General features: G+C 57.9%; 14 protein-coding genes. 10 read left to right on the top strand and 4 right to left on the bottom strand.

Going from position 1 to position 15,157, the window contains the following annotated elements:
- The first annotated feature begins 61 nt into the window (after positions 1 to 61).
- The 8 genes from hmpA (at position 62) to queC (ending at position 8,388) form a co-directional block, all read left to right on the top strand.
- Positions 62 to 1,243 (top strand): NO-inducible flavohemoprotein, encoded by a 1,182-nt coding sequence (gene hmpA, locus ACEN2T_RS24430; protein ID WP_442117708.1) that lies wholly within the window; start codon positions 62 to 64, stop codon positions 1,241 to 1,243.
- 210 nt (positions 1,244 to 1,453) lie between these two features.
- Complete coding sequence (locus ACEN2T_RS24425) at positions 1,454 to 1,960, top strand: disulfide bond formation protein B (RefSeq protein WP_442117707.1); 507 nt, start codon at positions 1,454 to 1,456, stop codon at positions 1,958 to 1,960.
- A 792-nt stretch (positions 1,961 to 2,752) separates the two neighbouring features.
- The gene (cyoA, locus tag ACEN2T_RS24420) at positions 2,753 to 3,694 is read left to right on the top strand and encodes a ubiquinol oxidase subunit II (RefSeq protein ID WP_032885620.1); all 942 of its coding nucleotides are present in this window, start codon (positions 2,753 to 2,755) and stop codon (positions 3,692 to 3,694) included.
- Positions 3,695 to 3,697: 3 nt separating this feature from the next.
- On the top strand, positions 3,698 to 5,716 hold the full coding sequence (gene cyoB / locus ACEN2T_RS24415; protein WP_032885621.1) for a cytochrome o ubiquinol oxidase subunit I: 2,019 nt from the start codon (positions 3,698 to 3,700) through the stop codon (positions 5,714 to 5,716).
- Between the two features lie 3 nt (positions 5,717 to 5,719).
- The gene (locus ACEN2T_RS24410; protein ID WP_032885622.1) at positions 5,720 to 6,346 is read left to right on the top strand and encodes a cytochrome o ubiquinol oxidase subunit III; all 627 of its coding nucleotides are present in this window, start codon (positions 5,720 to 5,722) and stop codon (positions 6,344 to 6,346) included.
- On the top strand, positions 6,346 to 6,687 hold the full coding sequence (gene cyoD / locus ACEN2T_RS24405) for a cytochrome o ubiquinol oxidase subunit IV (RefSeq protein WP_017734785.1): 342 nt from the start codon (positions 6,346 to 6,348) through the stop codon (positions 6,685 to 6,687). Before ACEN2T_RS24410 ends, cyoD begins: the two co-directional genes overlap by 1 nt.
- An 11-nt stretch (positions 6,688 to 6,698) precedes the next feature.
- Complete coding sequence (gene cyoE / locus ACEN2T_RS24400) at positions 6,699 to 7,586, top strand: heme o synthase (RefSeq protein WP_014719864.1); 888 nt, start codon at positions 6,699 to 6,701, stop codon at positions 7,584 to 7,586.
- Positions 7,587 to 7,689: 103 nt separating this feature from the next.
- Positions 7,690 to 8,388, top strand: a complete 699-nt coding sequence (queC, locus tag ACEN2T_RS24395; protein ID WP_032885623.1) for a 7-cyano-7-deazaguanine synthase QueC — start codon at positions 7,690 to 7,692, stop codon at positions 8,386 to 8,388.
- Positions 8,389 to 8,429: 41 nt separating this feature from the next.
- On the opposite strand, the gene ACEN2T_RS24390 is transcribed toward queC, so the two are convergent.
- Positions 8,430 to 9,308, bottom strand: coding sequence for a queuosine precursor transporter (locus ACEN2T_RS24390; protein ID WP_032885624.1), 879 nt, complete (start codon positions 9,306 to 9,308; stop codon positions 8,430 to 8,432).
- On the bottom strand, positions 9,295 to 9,897 hold the full coding sequence (locus ACEN2T_RS24385; protein ID WP_442117706.1) for a helix-turn-helix transcriptional regulator: 603 nt from the start codon (positions 9,895 to 9,897) through the stop codon (positions 9,295 to 9,297). The genes ACEN2T_RS24390 and ACEN2T_RS24385 overlap by 14 nt, the downstream gene beginning before the upstream one ends.
- 308 nt (positions 9,898 to 10,205) lie before the next feature.
- Between ACEN2T_RS24385 and glyA the strand changes: the two genes are divergently transcribed.
- The gene (gene glyA / locus ACEN2T_RS24380; RefSeq protein WP_032885626.1) at positions 10,206 to 11,561 is read left to right on the top strand and encodes a serine hydroxymethyltransferase; all 1,356 of its coding nucleotides are present in this window, start codon (positions 10,206 to 10,208) and stop codon (positions 11,559 to 11,561) included.
- A gap of 145 nt (positions 11,562 to 11,706) precedes the next feature.
- Positions 11,707 to 12,801, top strand: coding sequence for a pyoverdine biosynthesis transaminase PtaA (ptaA, locus tag ACEN2T_RS24375; protein ID WP_442117705.1), 1,095 nt, complete (start codon positions 11,707 to 11,709; stop codon positions 12,799 to 12,801).
- A 54-nt stretch (positions 12,802 to 12,855) separates the two neighbouring features.
- Here ptaA and ACEN2T_RS24370 read toward each other — a convergent pair whose 3' ends face one another.
- Both ACEN2T_RS24370 and ACEN2T_RS24365 read right to left on the bottom strand, forming a co-directional pair.
- Entirely contained in the window at positions 12,856 to 13,572 is a 717-nt protein-coding gene (locus ACEN2T_RS24370; protein WP_095186385.1) for a hypothetical protein, read from the bottom strand.
- 131 nt (positions 13,573 to 13,703) lie between these two features.
- Positions 13,704 to 14,954 carry a 2-aminoadipate transaminase gene (locus tag ACEN2T_RS24365; protein ID WP_442117704.1) on the bottom strand — a complete coding sequence of 417 codons (1,251 nt, stop codon included), beginning with the start codon at positions 14,952 to 14,954 and terminating at the stop codon, positions 13,704 to 13,706.
- Positions 14,955 to 15,157: the final 203 nt, after the last annotated feature.

Here is a 15,157-nt window from a genome sequence, read left to right as displayed (position 1 = left end):
ATTAGTTGGCATGAATACTGAGTAGCTAAGGGTAATCAGTAAAGAAGCCCAGGAGGCTCCCATGCTTAGTGCCCAAGACCGTGCCATCGTCAAATCCACCGTGCCCCTGCTGGAAAGTGGCGGTGAGGCGCTGATCACCCATTTCTACCGCATGATGCTCTCCGAGTACCCTGAGGTGCGCCCGCTGTTCAACCAGACCCACCAAGCCAGCGGCGACCAGCCTCGCGCCTTGGCCAACGGCGTGTTGATGTACGCGCGGCATATCGACCAGCTCGACCAACTGGGCGACTTGGTGGCGAAGATCATCAACAAGCATGTGGCGTTGCAGATCCTGCCGGAGCACTACCCGATCGTGGGCGCCTGCCTGCTGCGGGCGATTTCCGAAGTGCTGGGTAGCGAGATTGCCACGCCTGAGGTGATGAAGGCCTGGGGCGCCGCCTATGGCCAGTTGGCCGACATTCTGATCGGTGCCGAAGCCGCCATCTACGAAGAGAAAGCCCAGGCTCCCGGCGGCTGGCGCGGTGCGCGGGCGTTTACGTTGGTCAAGCGAGTGGAGGAGAGTGCCGAGATCGTCTCTTTCTATTTTGCGCCTGTGGATAACGGTCCGATCCTTGCCGCCGCGCCAGGCCAATACATCGGTATGAAGCTGGTGCTCGACGGTGAAGAAGTGCGCCGCAACTATTCCCTGTCGGCCCTCAGCGATGCCGGGCAGTATCGCATCAGCGTCAAGCGCGAACCCGGTGGGCGGGTGTCCAGCTACCTGCATGACCAGTTGCACGTCGGCGCAACCATCGACCTGTTCCCGCCGTCGGGTGAGTTCATACTGCAGGCCAGCGATAAACCGTTGGTGCTGATCAGCGGCGGCGTGGGCATCACGCCGACCCTGCCGATGCTTGAAGCCGCTCTGGCCACCCAGCGTCCGGTGCATTTTATCCACTGCGCGCGTAACGGCGGGGTGCACGCGTTTCGCGATTGGGTGGACGCGCTCGCCGCGAAGCACCCGCAACTCAAGCGCTTCTATTGCTATGCCGAGGATGACGGCGTGAGCCCAGCGGCGGATAACGTTGGGCTCTTGAGTCTGGAGCAGTTGCAGGCCTGGTTGCCGCAAGAGCGTGACCTGGACGCGTACTTCCTCGGGCCTAAAGGTTTCATGGCCGCAATCAAGCGCCACCTCAAGGCCCTGGGTGTGCCCGAGAAGCAAAGCCGCTACGAGTTCTTCGGCCCGGCTGCTGCCTTGGAATAACACGGTCAAAATGTGGGAGGGGGCTTGTCCTCGATAGCGGTGTGTCAGCTGAAGATAAGCTGGCTGATCCACTGCTATCGAGGGCAAGCCCCTTCCCACATTTGGCTCTCTATTTCTTCAGATTAATCCCCCGTTAACCCCCCTCTGTTTAAACCACTCTCTGTGTGTAAACTTGCGGCCATTGGCACAACCAAACAAAGGGATACGGGGATGAGTGACGAATTGCGTTTAGGCAGGGAGCGGCGCTTTCTGGTGTTGCTGGGCATCATCTGCCTGGCGCTGATCGGTGGGGCGTTGTACATGCAGGTGGTGCTGGGCGAGGCGCCGTGCCCGCTGTGCATCCTGCAACGCTATGCCTTGTTGTTGATTGCGATCTTCGCGTTCATCGGCGCAGCCATGCGCACCAGGGGTGCCCTGACCTTTTTCGAAGGGCTGGTGATCCTTAGCGCCGTCGGCGGGGTGGCCGCAGCGGGTCACCACGTGTACACCCAGTTCTTCCCGCAGGTCAGCTGCGGCATCGATGTGCTGCAACCCATCGTCGATGACCTGCCCCTGGCCAAGGTCTTCCCGCTGGGCTTTCAGGTCGATGGCTTCTGCAGCACACCGTACCCGCCGGTGCTGGGCCTGTCCCTGGCGCAGTGGGCCTTGGTGGCATTCGTGCTGACGGTGATCCTGGTGCCGCTGGGCATCTATCGCAATCGCCAGCGCAAGGCCTGAACCCAACTGTCAAACGCCCCGGTCCTTCTTTGACGAAGGCCGGGGCGTTTTTGTTTGTAGGCTTTTGTGAATAGAGCGTGACACGGGACAACTGAGGGTGCGGGAGGCGTGCGACATGTTGTCACACAGAGGCCGCCGCAGGACGTTTCTGCTCCGCGAAGCCATCGCTTAAATTTGCAAAAAACGCCCAAGGTGTGCTGTCAGTTCGTGGTCTGGACGACGTTGCGCACCTCGCGGCGGACACACCTTTGCGTGATGTCCCAATGCCTTGTTTTCTGGGGGGTTAGATAGGTTTTGCACGCCCTTACGACGACTGAGGGCCGTGGCGGTTCAGCCTATAACACCGCAATTTTTGTGGTTTTTGTTGAGAATCGAACGCGATAAAATCGCGAACCGTTGCAATATCGGTGAAGGATTATTGCTGTAATCGATAAAAATTATTTCTTTATAAGACATGGTTTATACATCGCTAGCTAACTACAATCGCACGCACTGAATGTCCCGTGCTGTTCAATATTTGAGCACTGGAGCGGTCGAGGGGCAGATGGATGGCTCTGTGCGACCCCAAGGTTCCGGCAGCCTTTCAACTATCCGCACCAAACGGAATTGGTCTGTAACAAGGCCTTTAACCACGAAATCGAATAAGAACTCACCGCAGGTCCGTGAAACGCTCCGTTATGGCGTGCCGGGCAGGCTCTTATTCAATCGAAGAGAAATGCCAACCCTTGGCAGGGTGAAGTGTTGGCGATCAAAACCCAACTGCATTGCGCAAGCTGCTTTAGAGGTCGTGAGATGAGTAAAAACAGGTACCCCCGATTACTAGGCTTTTTGCCGCTGCTTGGCATGATGTTAATGCTGGGAGGCTGCAAGTGGACCTTGATGGACCCAAAAGGACAGATCGGTCTGGATCAACGAAACCTGATCATCACTGCCACCCTGCTGATGCTGTTGGTTGTGGTGCCTGTGATCATCATGACCTTCGCCTTCGCCTGGAAATACCGCGCGTCGAACACCAACGCGACCTACGCGCCTAAGTGGTCGCACTCCACCAAGATCGAAATCGCGGTGTGGCTGGTTCCGATCCTCATCATCATCGCCCTGGGTTACATCACCTATAAGTCGACCCACGAGTTGGACCCGTACCGTCCGCTGGAGTCCGACGTCAAGCCGATCAACATCGAAGTGGTCGCGCTGGACTGGAAGTGGCTGTTCATCTACCCGGACCTGGGTATCGCCACGGTTAACCAGATCCGGTTCCCGGAGAACACCCCGCTTAACTTCCGGATCACCTCCGACGCCGTGATGAACTCGTTCTTCATCCCAGCCCTGGGTGGCCAGATCTACGCGATGGCAGGCATGCAGACTCGTCTGCACCTGATCGCGAACGAAAAAGCTGAAATGGAAGGCATCTCCGCGAACTACAGCGGCGCTGGCTTCACCGGCATGAAATTCAAAGCGATCTCGACGAGCCAGGAAGATTTCAACGCCTGGGTAGCCGAAGTCAAGGCCGCACCTAAACAGCTTGATCAAGCTGAATACGACGCCCTGACCAAACCAAGCCAGAACAACCCAGTCGCTCTGTACTCCGCGTATGAGCCGAACCTGTTTCAGAAAATCGTCGACAAGTACGAAGGTATGAAGCCAGGCAAGCCGGTCAAGCACGAGAAGAAAGAAGTGGCCGCGGTTGAAGGTTCTGACACGGGCTCGCATTCAACTGCTGGGGCAGAGGAGTAAACGATGTTTGGTAAATTAAGTTGGGATGCGGTCCCGTTCCACGAGCCGATTGTGATGATTACCATCGCCATGATCGCGCTGGGTGGTCTGGCACTGTTTGCAGCAATCACTTATTTCAAGAAGTGGACCTACCTGTGGACCGAGTGGCTGACGTCGGTCGACCACAAGAAAATCGGCGTGATGTACATCATCGTTGCCATGGTCATGCTGCTGCGTGGTTTTGCCGACGCCATCATGATGCGTACCCAGTTGGCCATGGCCACCGAAGGTTCGCCTGGCTACCTGCCGCCTGAACACTATGACCAGATCTTCACCGCCCACGGTGTGATCATGATCATCTTCATGGCGATGCCTTTCTTCACCGGCCTGATGAACCTTGCGGTGCCGCTGCAGATCGGTGCCCGTGACGTTGCCTACCCGTTCCTGAACTCCCTGAGCTTCTGGCTGCTGGTATCCGGCGTTGTGCTGATCAACGTGTCCCTGGGCGTCGGCGAATTCGCCAAGACCGGTTGGGTTGCGTATCCGCCATTGTCGGGTATCCAGTACAGCCCTGGCGTGGGTGTGGACTACTACATCTGGGCGCTACAGTTATCAGGACTCGGGACGACGCTGACGGGGGTCAACTTCCTGGCCACCGTCCTGAAAATGCGCGCCCCTGGCATGAAACTGATGGACATGCCGATCTTCACCTGGACCTGCACCTGGGCCAACGTCCTGATCGTGGCTTCGTTCCCGATCCTGGCCGCTACCATGGCGCTGCTGTCGCTTGACCGTTACCTGGATTTCCACATTTTCACCAATGAACTTGGTGGCAATCCAATGATGTACGTGAACCTGTTCTGGGCATGGGGTCACCCTGAGGTGTACATCCTGATCCTGCCAGCGTTCGGTATCTTCTCCGAAGTGATCTCGACCTTTACCGGCAAGCGCCTGTTCGGTCACCACTCGATGGTTTATGCATCGGGCGCGATCTCGGTACTGGGCTTCATGGTTTGGCTGCACCACTTCTTCACCATGGGCTCGGGGGCCAGCGTCAACGCCTTCTTCGGCCTGGCGACGATGCTGATTTCCATCCCGACGGGGGTGAAGCTATTCAACTGGCTGTTCACCATCTATCACGGTCGTCTGCGCATGACCAGCCAGGTTCTGTGGACCCTGGGCTTCATGGTGACCTTCGCCATCGGCGGCATGACCGGCGTACTGCTGGCCATCCCGGGTGCTGACTTCGTACTGCACAACAGCCTGTTCGTGATCGCTCACTTCCACAACGTGATCATCGGTGGCGCTGTATTCGGTTACATCGCTGGTTTCAGCTTCTACTTCCCGAAAGCGTTCGGCTTCAAGCTGCACGAAGGTTGGGGCAAGGCTGCATTCTGGTTCTGGATCTCGGGCTTCTTCGTCGCGTTCATGCCGCTCTACGCACTGGGCTTCATGGGCATGACCCGTCGTCTGAACGCTACTACCAACCCTGAGTGGGTACCGTACCTGTACGTTGCCATGTTCGGTGCAATCATGATCGCTGTGGGTATCGCCTGCCAGTTGATCCAACTGTACGTGAGCATCCGTGACCGTAAGCAGAACGCTTGCGACTCCGGCGACCCATGGAATGGCCACACCCTGGAATGGTCGACTTCGTCGCCGCCGCCGTTCTACAACTTCGCCGTGATCCCTACTGCGAACACCATTGATGCGTTCACCGAAGCCAAGGAAGACGGTACTGCGTACCAGCGTCCTAAGCACTACGAGCCGATCCACATGCCAAGCAACACCGCCACTGGCGTGGTGATGGGTGCGCTGTTGACCGTGTTCGGTTTCGCGATGATCTGGCACATCTGGTGGCTGGCAATCGTGAGCCTGGTGGGCACCATCGGCTACTTCATTGTCCACGCAGCACGTGATGATCAAGGCTACATGGTGCCGGTCGAAACGATCGAGCGCATCGAAGCCGAGCAGCACGCTCGCCTGGTCGCCGAGAAGAAAATCCCGGCCAACCGTGTAGAAACCTCGTTGGAACAGGCTTAAACCATGTCGAACTTAGTGACCAATGCTGGACACGCCCATGTCGATGACCATGGGCACGATGACCATCACCACGACTCGGGGCCGATGACCGTTTTCGGTTTCTGGCTCTACCTGATGACCGACTGCATCTTGTTTGCGTCGATCTTCGCGGTGTACGCGGTACTGGTAAACAACGTAGCGGGTGGCCCGTCGGGCCACGACATCTTCGAACTGCCTTACGTGCTCGGCGAAACCGCCTTGCTGTTGTTCAGTTCGATCACCTACGGCTTCGCCATGTTGGCCTTCTACAAGGGCAACAAGAAAGGCGTGCTGACCTGGTTGGGTATGACCTTCCTGTTCGGCCTGGGCTTCATCGGCATGGAGATCAACGAGTTCCACCTGTTGATCTCCGAAGGCTACGGCCCGCACCGTTCCGGTTTCCTGTCGGCGTTCTTCACGCTGGTCGGCACCCACGGTCTGCACGTTACTGCCGGCCTGCTGTGGATGGCGGTGATGATGTATCAGGTCAATAAACACGGCCTGACCAACACCAACAAGACTCGCCTGACTTGCCTGAGCCTGTTCTGGCACTTCCTGGACGTGGTCTGGATCTGCGTCTTCACCGTTGTTTACCTGATGGGGACTCTGTAATGGCTAATGCACACTCCCATGACCATGACAGCCATGATTCGAGCCACGGCAGCGTTAAGTCGTACGCCATTGGCTTCATCCTGTCGGTAATCCTGACGCTCATCCCGTTCGGTCTGGTGATGTACCCGACCCTGCCGAAGTCGATCACCTTGATGATCGTATTGGCATTCGCGGTGATTCAGGTCCTGGTTCACCTGGTGTACTTCCTGCACCTGGATCGTTCTAAAGAGCAGCGCGATAACGTGATTGCGTTCGTGTTCGCAGGCTTAGTAATCCTGCTGCTGGTTGGCTTGTCGATATGGATCATGTTCAGCATCCATACGTTCATGATGGCGAAGTGAGGTAAGACCCGATGTCGCTTAAGCACTTTATCCAAATCACCAAACCGGGGATCATTTTCGGTAACGTGCTTTCTGTGGCGGGCGGTTTCTTCCTGGCCTCCAAGGGACATGTCGATCTGGCCATCTTCCTGGCTGCGATGATCGGTACGTCCCTGGTGGTTGCTTCCGGTTGTGTCTTCAACAACTGCATCGACCGTGACATCGATATCAAGATGGAGCGCACCAAGAATCGCGTGCTGGTCCAGGGCCTTATCTCCCTGAAGCTGGCACTGATCTACGCGACCGTTTTGGGTGTTGCCGGTGTGGCACTGTTGTACAAGGTGGCCAACCCGTTGGCGGCGCTGTTTGCCGTGATCGGCTTTGTCATCTACGTCGGCCTCTACAGCCTGTACCTCAAGCGCAAGTCGGTTCACGGCACGCTGGTGGGCAGTCTGTCGGGGGCGATGCCGCCGGTGATTGGTTATGTGGCTGTAACCAATAGCTTCGACATGGCCGCGCTGGTGCTGCTGGTGATGTTCAGCCTGTGGCAGATGCCGCATTCCTACGCCATCGCGATCTTCCGTTTCAACGACTACCTGGCTGCATCGATTCCGGTTTTGCCGGTCAAGCGTGGCATCCAGGTTGCCAAGAAACACATCCTGCTCTACATCCTGGCTTTCCTTGTGGCGACCTTGATGTTGACCTTCAGTGGCTACGCCGGCATGAGCTACCTCGCCGTCGCGGCTGCCATGGGCATGTACTGGTTGTACATGGCCTGGACAGGCTACAAGGCGGTGGATGACACCGTCTGGGCGCGCAAGCTGTTCGTGTTCTCGATTTTCACCATCACCGCGCTCAGCGTGATGATGTCCCTGGATTTCCAAGTGCCGAAAGAGCTGTTGCTGACCTACGCACACTGAGTGTCTGAGTAGCAAAAGGCCCCGCCTTCGAAAGAAGCGCGGGGTTTTTTATTGAGTGACCTTTAAACTATGCCCACATCCTACCCATGCAGGACGCAGAACGATGAGTAAAAAAGCCGTAATCGTGTTCAGTGGCGGACAAGACTCCACCACCTGTTTAATCCACGCACTGCCGCACTACGATGAAGTGCACTGCATTACCTTCGACTACGGCCAACGCCATGTGGCGGAAGTCGAAGTCGCCCAGCAGCTTGCCAAGCAGTTGGGGGCCACCGTTCACAAAGTGATGGACGTGTCGTTGCTCAACGAGCTGGCCATCAGCAGCCTGACCCGCGACAACATTCCTGTGCCGACCGTGAACAGCTCAGGTGAAAGCCTGCCCAGCACCTTTGTGCCGGGGCGCAATATTCTGTTTCTGACCCTGGCGGCAATCTACGCCTACCAGGTGAAAGCCGAGACCGTCATTACAGGCGTGTGCGAAACCGACTTCTCCGGTTATCCGGACTGCCGCGATGAATTCGTCAAGGCGCTGAATCAGGCACTCAAGCTGGGCATGGAATACGACGTGCGCCTGGAAACCCCGCTGATGTGGCTGAACAAGGCCGAGACCTGGGCCTTGGCCGATTACCACCAGCAACTGGACTTGGTCCGCCAGCAGACCCTGACCTGCTACAACGGCGTCCTAGGCAGTGGCTGTGGCGAGTGTGATGCGTGCAACCTGCGTGCACGGGGCTTGAATGAGTACCTGCAGAACAAGACAGATGTCATGCAGAACCTGAAGCAGAAGTTGCAGCTGAACTAAGGTGATGAAGCCGATGGGCAAGGCCCATCGGCGTGTTTCAATCAGGCAGCGTTGCCGGTGATATAGCGCTTGAACAACGAACGCGCGCCATAGGCTGGCAGAATATTAAAGAACGCAAAGCCCACCTTAATTGCGATCTGCACATAGATCATGCTCAGGATATCGCTGGTCTGCATGGCGCCGTAGAACGCAATAAAGCAGAACAGGAAGCTGTCGATAATCACCGCAAAGAACGTACTGAGGAAGATGCGCAGGTATAGGTATTTGGAATTAGTCAGCTCTTTGATCTTGCACAGCAAATACGAGTTAATGTTTTCCGACACCAGGAACGACACCGACGACGCGATCAACACCGACGACACCTGCACAATCACATCGTTATAGGGACCGTCGAGTTTCCAACCGGGCAAGCCGGGTAAGAAGGTGGAGCCGTAGAGCAAAATGATGATCATCGCGTTGCTGGCAAAGGCAAACAGGATGGCCTTCCTGGCGAGCCTCAGGCCAAAGTTTTCGTTGAGCAGATCCACGATCAGGAAGGTCAGCGGGTATAGGAAAGTGCCCGGCGTAACGATGATGTCGAGGGACTCGATGTAGATCGGTTTCGTCGCGGCAATGCTGGTGAAGATGTAAAAGGTGAAGAGCAGCAGGTTGAGGATGATGTAGATCATCCACGAACTTTCATTGCGATCGTTGAGGTCGTACGCCGTCACCGTGCCCGCTTGGGAGTAGTACTTCTTGTACAGGTTTTTAACTTCCATTTTATTCAAGTTATCCATGATTTCGCTGTTTAAGACTTCGCTCAACTTGACCCGAATGATCTTGCCCGTGGCGATGATCATGATCACCGCCAGGCGCTTGTCATTTTCGAAGCCCAGCAGTTTGTATTTGCTGTTTTCGATCTCGCTTTCATACGTGGTCATTGAAGCGCTCCTCAATGATATCCCCCAGTACACACAGACGTTCTGAGCTGGCGCAGGCTTCACGGCTGATAAACAGCGTGTGGGTAGCCCTGTCGAACACCGATTTTTCCTTATCGTCGCTCGACGAACCCTTCTGGATGATCAACAGGTCACCCGGCTCATTCGCACCCGGTATAGGGCGCTCCAGTCGCACGCCGATCAGGTTGTGGGAGGTGCCGAAGTAGTAAGTGAGCGGGAAGAGGGTAGCCAGTTCGCCAATGCGCTTATCCAGGTGCTGCATGACCTGGCTTTGCTTGAGCACCGGCACGGCTGCGGGGTTCATGTTGCCTTGGGGCGAGGCACTGCTCTCGATGATTTCCTTGGCTTCAAAATCGATGGTCTCGATTTCTTCGTAGGACACGCCGAAGAAGTCGGAAATCTTGCGCAGGGTCGACTGCTGAACATTGACGACCTTGCCTTCGAGGATGTTGTAGATCGTAGTGCGGGTCAGGCCGGCGGCGTTGCACAGCGACAGCTGGGTCTCGCCACGGCTCTTGATCAAGTACTTGATGTTGCTCTTCAAATGCTCGGTTTTTTCTCGTCTGTGCATCACGCGCTCACCACTTCCCTATAGTAAAAACCGTCGATCTTTGAAGACGCCGTATAGATTGTTTCAACAGTGAAACGCCCTTCCAGGGCGTTTCATACGTCGCGGCGGGCGCAAGTGTTGCACGCGTGCGACCTAACAATAAAGTCCCGGATGCGAGGGATCCGCATTGCGCAAGGCAAATGGCCATCCGCTCGGTAAGGGGGGACAAAAGCGAACATTTAATTTGGAAAATGTTTAATTTCCTGTTTAATTGAACGCCACGGTTCAGGACGAACTGATACGCAGCGACCAAGGAAAGGACACCCGCCATGGCATTCAATACCGTACACCTGCAGGATCAGGCTGACCTGTTGCGCCGAGGCATGGCGGACTTGCGCGCCGAGGACCTGGAACTGGCGATGTTGCTGGACGCCGAAGTGGCGCGCCAACATCGCACGCTGTCATTGGTCGCGTCCTCCTGTGCAGTCAAGCCTCGCACCCTGGCGGCTTCCGCGTCCGCACTCGTCAACGTTACTGCAGAGGGCGCGCCCGGCAAGCGTCATCGCGCCGGCTGCGAGAATGTCGATCTGGTTGAGTCCCTGGCGATCCGCAGGGCGCGTGAACTGTTCGACGCCCACTACGCCGGCGTGCAATCGCACTCGGGTTCCAACGCCAACGCCCAAGTGTTGTCCGCCCTGCTTGAGCCGGGTGATACCTTGCTGGGCATGGCCCACGATCACGGAGGTCACCTGACCCACGGCAGCCCCGCCGTGTTTACCGGGGCCTACTACAAAGCGATTCGCTACGGCACCACTGCCGAGGGCCTTATCGATTACGAGCAGGTGCGCAGCCTGGCGCTGGCCCATCGTCCACGGATCATCATTTGCGGCGCATCGGCTTATTCGCGTGTGCTGGATTTCGAGCGGTTTCGTGCGATTGCCGATGAAGCAGGCGCGATCCTGTTGGCCGATATTTCCCATATCGCAGGGCTGGTTGTGACCGGTCGCCACCCCAGCCCGATTAACGCGGCTCACGTCACGACCACTTGCACTCACAAACAGTTGGGGGGGCCGCGTGGTGGGCTGATCCTGTCCGGTCGCGACGCCCATACCAAGGTGCCTGGCTTGAAGGCGACTTTCAGCCGTGTGCTGGATCAAGCCGTCTTCCCGCGTATGCAGGGCGCGCCGGCGGTCAATATGATCGCCGCAAAAGCCGCGGCGCTCGGCTACGCAATGACGGCGGAATTCGACGTTTGCATGGGGCGGGTTCGCGCCCTGGCCGACGAAGCGGCCTACGCGTTTCAGGCCCATGACTATGACGTGGTCGGTGGGCGCAGCGAAAACCATACGGTGTTGATTCGTTTGCGCGGGGACATGACCGGTGCTATCGCTGAGTCGGCGTTGGAAGGCTGCGGAATCGTTGTGAATAAAAGTCGCGTCCCCGGCGAGACCCGTTCGTCTGCCGTTGCCAGTGGCCTGTGTATTGGCACAGGTTCCATGGCGCAACGCAATGTGGATGCCGATGGCTGTCGGCAAGTCGTCGATCTGGTGTGCCGGGTACTCAACCAGGTGACGCCGCTTGGTGAATACGAGTACCACTTCGAGCCCACTGCGCAGGCGCAATTGCGCTCTGAACTTGAGCATTTGTGTGCCAAATACCCCATCGCGGACTATTGGGAGCACTGAAAGCCCGCCCATGAAAAAGCCCCGTCGTCGAAAGTCGTACGGGGCTTTTTCATGGGCGCTCGGTTAAATCCGCTGCGTATTGTCTCGTCATACTCACTTGTACGAGCAGTGCGAATCCATCATCCGCCTACAAGGAGTAGTCACCATGGTCAGCGTTAGTCGTCGATCCCTTCTCGCCCTCAGCGCCGCCCTGCCTTTACTCGGGCGCCTGGATTGGGCGGTGGCCGCGTCGTCGGCAACCAAGACTGACAAAGTGCTGCTCAACTACAACGAAAGTCCCTACGGGCCCTCGGCAGCGGCCCGCGAAGCGATGCAGCGCGGCATCGACACTGCAGGGCGTTATCCGTACAAACACATGTACGCCCTGGCCGAGTTATTTGCACAGCAACAAGGGATTGCCGAAGATCAAGTGGCGGTGTTTTCCGGCTCCATGGCCGCACTGCGCTACGCGGTGCTGGCGTTTACCAGCGAAACCCGGGGCCTGGTGATGGCGACGCCGTCCTACGAGGTACCACGCCAGGCCGCCAAATCACGCAAGGCGCCGGTGAAAGAAGTGAACCTCAACGCTGAGCATGCCCACGACGTCCAGGCCATGCTCGCGGCTGACCCCCAGGCCGGCATGCTCTACCTGTGCAACCCCAACAACCCGACGGGCACCGTGACGCCGACCGAGGCCATCCGCCAGGCTTTGGCGAACAAACCCAAAGGCTGTGTGTTGGTGGTGGATGAGGCCTACATCGACTTCGCCGATACCCCAAGCGTGGTGAGCTGGGTCAAGGACCACGACGATCTGCTGGTGCTGCGTACCTTCTCGAAAATCTACGGCATGGCCGGCGCTCGTCTGGGCCTGGCGATCGGCCACCCGGCGCTGCTGGAGCGCTTGGCGGTATTCGGCGGCGACAACGTCCCGGCCGGTTCGTCCTTGCTCGGCGGCCTCGCCAGCCTGGAAGATGTGAAGGTGCTGCCCCAACGCAAGGCGCTCAACGCGCAACTGCGCGAAGAAACCATCACCTGGCTTAAGGGCCGTGGCTTCACTTGCACGGCATCCCAGGCCAACTGCTTAATGATTGACGTGAAGCGCCCGGCAGAGCAGGTCATCGACACACTGGCCGCCCACGGCGTACTGATCGGACGAGTGTGGGAAAACTGGCCGCAGTGGGTGCGGGTCACGGTGGGGAATAAGCGGGAGATGGCGCGGTTTCGCGAAGTGTTTGCGGCGCAGATTCAGGGCGCCAGCTGACACCGCGCAAAAAAAATGTGGGAGAGGACTCCCACATTGATCCGAGGGTGTTGGTTACTGCTGCGCGATGCTGTAACCCGCAAACGCCGTCTGCTGTTGCAGTGCAGTAATCACGCTCTTGCGGCTCAGCGGCTGCTCGACGCCGGCGTTGTCCACAAAGCTTTCGACTTGCAGCTCGGCTTCATCGCCTTCACCCACAAAGCTGAAGCCCAGGAACTCGAACGCCTCGCGGTCGACGTTCAACTTGGAACGTGGCGTGCGCAGCGGCAGCGTGACGCTGATGCCGTCCTTGCTGATCACAAACACTTCAGCTTCTTTCTTGGGGCGAGCCGCCTTGCCCTTGCCGGCGCTTGGGTTGCTGATGGCTTGGTGAGACTGGTTCAGCACCTTGAGGGCCAGGCCGTAGACCAGTTCCTGAAACTCGGGGTCGTCCTTGAAGCTGGACAGGATGCGGCTGATGGAGAATTTGCTGCTCAGGTCTTCCAGCGCGATGTTATCGGCGGCTTCGGCGTCCTTGAGCTGCTTGAGCTGGCCCATCAGGTCGTAGGCCTTGTCGTCGTCGAAGGCGTCGTGGGCCTGGCGGATGGCGACGCGCAGTTCGCGGATCTGGTCGCTTTCCTTGGAGGTGTGAAAGGCGTCCAGCACCATCTCGCTGATGATCTTGGCGGCTGGCACGTGCTGTGAAAGATTGATGGCGTTTTCGTATTCAGCTTTGGCGTGCAAGGCGACTACGGATTCTTCGGCGGAGTGTTCGGTGTAAGAATCGGACATTGAAATTTCACTACTTCAGTAAACGGGGAAGACAAAAAAGCGTCGCGCATTTTCAGGGGGGAGGGGGATCAGGTCAAGGCAGCACAATGCCCCTATCGCGGCGCAAGGCTGCCGACCGGCGGATACGGGCGTTAAACCAATTGCTTGAGGCACGCTTGAAGAATATCCAGTCCTTCTTCCAGCACCGCAGGCTCAATGGTCAGTGGCGCCAACAGGCGAATGATGTGCCGCGACCTGCCGCTGGGCATCAATAGCAACCCGGCGTCTCGCGCCAGGCTCAACAATTGGGTCAGTTGCTGAGGCGCTGGCGTGCCGTCGGTGCTGGTCAGCTCGATGCCGCGCATGGCGCCGACGCCGGTCAGGCGGCCCAGGTACGGCGACAGGCGCTGCGAACGCCAGGCTTCATAACGTCCGACGATCGCTTCTTCCTGCTGCGAGCCCCACTCCTGCAAATGCTCATCGGTCATTGCATCGAGGGTGGCCAGCGCCGCTGCGCAGGCAATGGGGTTGCCGGAGTACGTACCGCCCAACCCACCTTTGGGCAGGTTATCCATCAACGTCTTGCGCCCGACCACTGCGCCCAAGGGGACGCCGCCGGCGATGCTTTTGCCGAGCAGGATCAGGTCCGGTTCTATCCCCAGGCGCGAGAAGGCAAAACGCTGGCCGGTTCGGCCGAAGCCGGATTGGATTTCGTCAGCGATCAACAGGATGTCGTGTTCATCGCAAAAGCGCCGCAGCGCCTGAGCGAACGCGATATCCAAGGCGAGGAATCCGGCTTCGCCCTGCACCGGTTCGATGATGAAACAGGCTACGTCGCTGATATCGATTTCCACACTGAACAGTCGATCCATGGCCTTCAGTGCCTCAGCGCAGCTCACGCCGTTATCGGCGCTGGGGTAGGGCAGGTGATACACCGGGCCGGGCAGGACGCCGACCTTTTGCTTGTAGGGCGCCACTTTGCCATTGAGGTTGAGAGTGGCCAGGGTGCGGCCGTGGAAGGCACCGTCAAAGGCGATCACTGCAGTGCGGCCGGTGGCGCCGCGGACGATCTTCAAGGCATTTTCCGCGGCTTCCGCGCCGCTGTTGGTGAGCATGCCGCTGACGGTGTAGTTCACTGGGATAAACGCTGTCAGTCGATCCATGAGTTCGATGTAGGGCGTGTGCGGCGCGGCGTTGAACGCAGAGTGGGTCAACTTCGTCGCTTGTTCACGAATAGCCTCCACCACACCGGGATGGCAATGGCCGAGGTTAAGCACGCCGATGCCGCCGACAAAATCGATATAGCGCTTGCCCGTGGTGTCCCAGACTTCGGCGTTCTTGCCGTGGCTGAGGCTGATGGGATGAACGATGGAAATCGACTGGCTGATGGTTTCGCGGCTCATGAATCTCGGACTCGGCAGTGGCGGGCGTCGTTTTATCTAAGCCGCAGGCCAGCCCTTGTCGCAAACGAAATAAAGTCGCCGGGTCATTCCAAATCGGAAGGAGCCATTGCCAAAAGTCGTTTGTGGCACGCGCTGAACCCGTCAAGCGCGGCCTCAATGCGCTGTGGAGCAGAGGCGGCAACCAGTACCCGCCGCCAGTACGT

Origin of the sequence: Pseudomonas sp. W22_MBD1_FP4, from assembly GCF_052113765.1 — a bacterium.
Taxonomy (GTDB): Bacteria; Pseudomonadota; Gammaproteobacteria; order Pseudomonadales; family Pseudomonadaceae; genus Aquipseudomonas; species Aquipseudomonas sivasensis.
Note: the sequence above shows the minus strand (reverse complement) of the source record. Positions and strands in the feature narration are given on the sequence as shown.

Excerpts from the sequence above, each read along its gene's own strand:
- ACEN2T_RS24365 (WP_442117704.1), bottom strand. The coding sequence starts at position 14,954 with ATGAGCCGCGAAACCATCAGCCAGTCGATTTCCATCGTTCATCCCATC.
- cyoE (WP_014719864.1), top strand. The coding sequence starts at position 6,699 with ATGTCGCTTAAGCACTTTATCCAAATCACCAAACCGGGGATCATTTTC.
- cyoB (WP_032885621.1), top strand. The coding sequence starts at position 3,698 with ATGTTTGGTAAATTAAGTTGGGATGCGGTCCCGTTCCACGAGCCGATT.
- ACEN2T_RS24385 (WP_442117706.1), bottom strand. The coding sequence starts at position 9,897 with ATGCACAGACGAGAAAAAACCGAGCATTTGAAGAGCAACATCAAGTAC.
- cyoA (WP_032885620.1), top strand. The coding sequence starts at position 2,753 with ATGAGTAAAAACAGGTACCCCCGATTACTAGGCTTTTTGCCGCTGCTT.
- ACEN2T_RS24390 (WP_032885624.1), bottom strand. The coding sequence starts at position 9,308 with ATGACCACGTATGAAAGCGAGATCGAAAACAGCAAATACAAACTGCTG.
- glyA (WP_032885626.1), top strand. The coding sequence starts at position 10,206 with ATGGCATTCAATACCGTACACCTGCAGGATCAGGCTGACCTGTTGCGC.
- ptaA (WP_442117705.1), top strand. The coding sequence starts at position 11,707 with ATGGTCAGCGTTAGTCGTCGATCCCTTCTCGCCCTCAGCGCCGCCCTG.
- ACEN2T_RS24370 (WP_095186385.1), bottom strand. The coding sequence starts at position 13,572 with ATGTCCGATTCTTACACCGAACACTCCGCCGAAGAATCCGTAGTCGCC.
- hmpA (WP_442117708.1), top strand. The coding sequence starts at position 62 with ATGCTTAGTGCCCAAGACCGTGCCATCGTCAAATCCACCGTGCCCCTG.
- cyoD (WP_017734785.1), top strand. The coding sequence starts at position 6,346 with ATGGCTAATGCACACTCCCATGACCATGACAGCCATGATTCGAGCCAC.
- ACEN2T_RS24410 (WP_032885622.1), top strand. The coding sequence starts at position 5,720 with ATGTCGAACTTAGTGACCAATGCTGGACACGCCCATGTCGATGACCAT.
- ACEN2T_RS24425 (WP_442117707.1), top strand. The coding sequence starts at position 1,454 with ATGAGTGACGAATTGCGTTTAGGCAGGGAGCGGCGCTTTCTGGTGTTG.
- queC (WP_032885623.1), top strand. The coding sequence starts at position 7,690 with ATGAGTAAAAAAGCCGTAATCGTGTTCAGTGGCGGACAAGACTCCACC.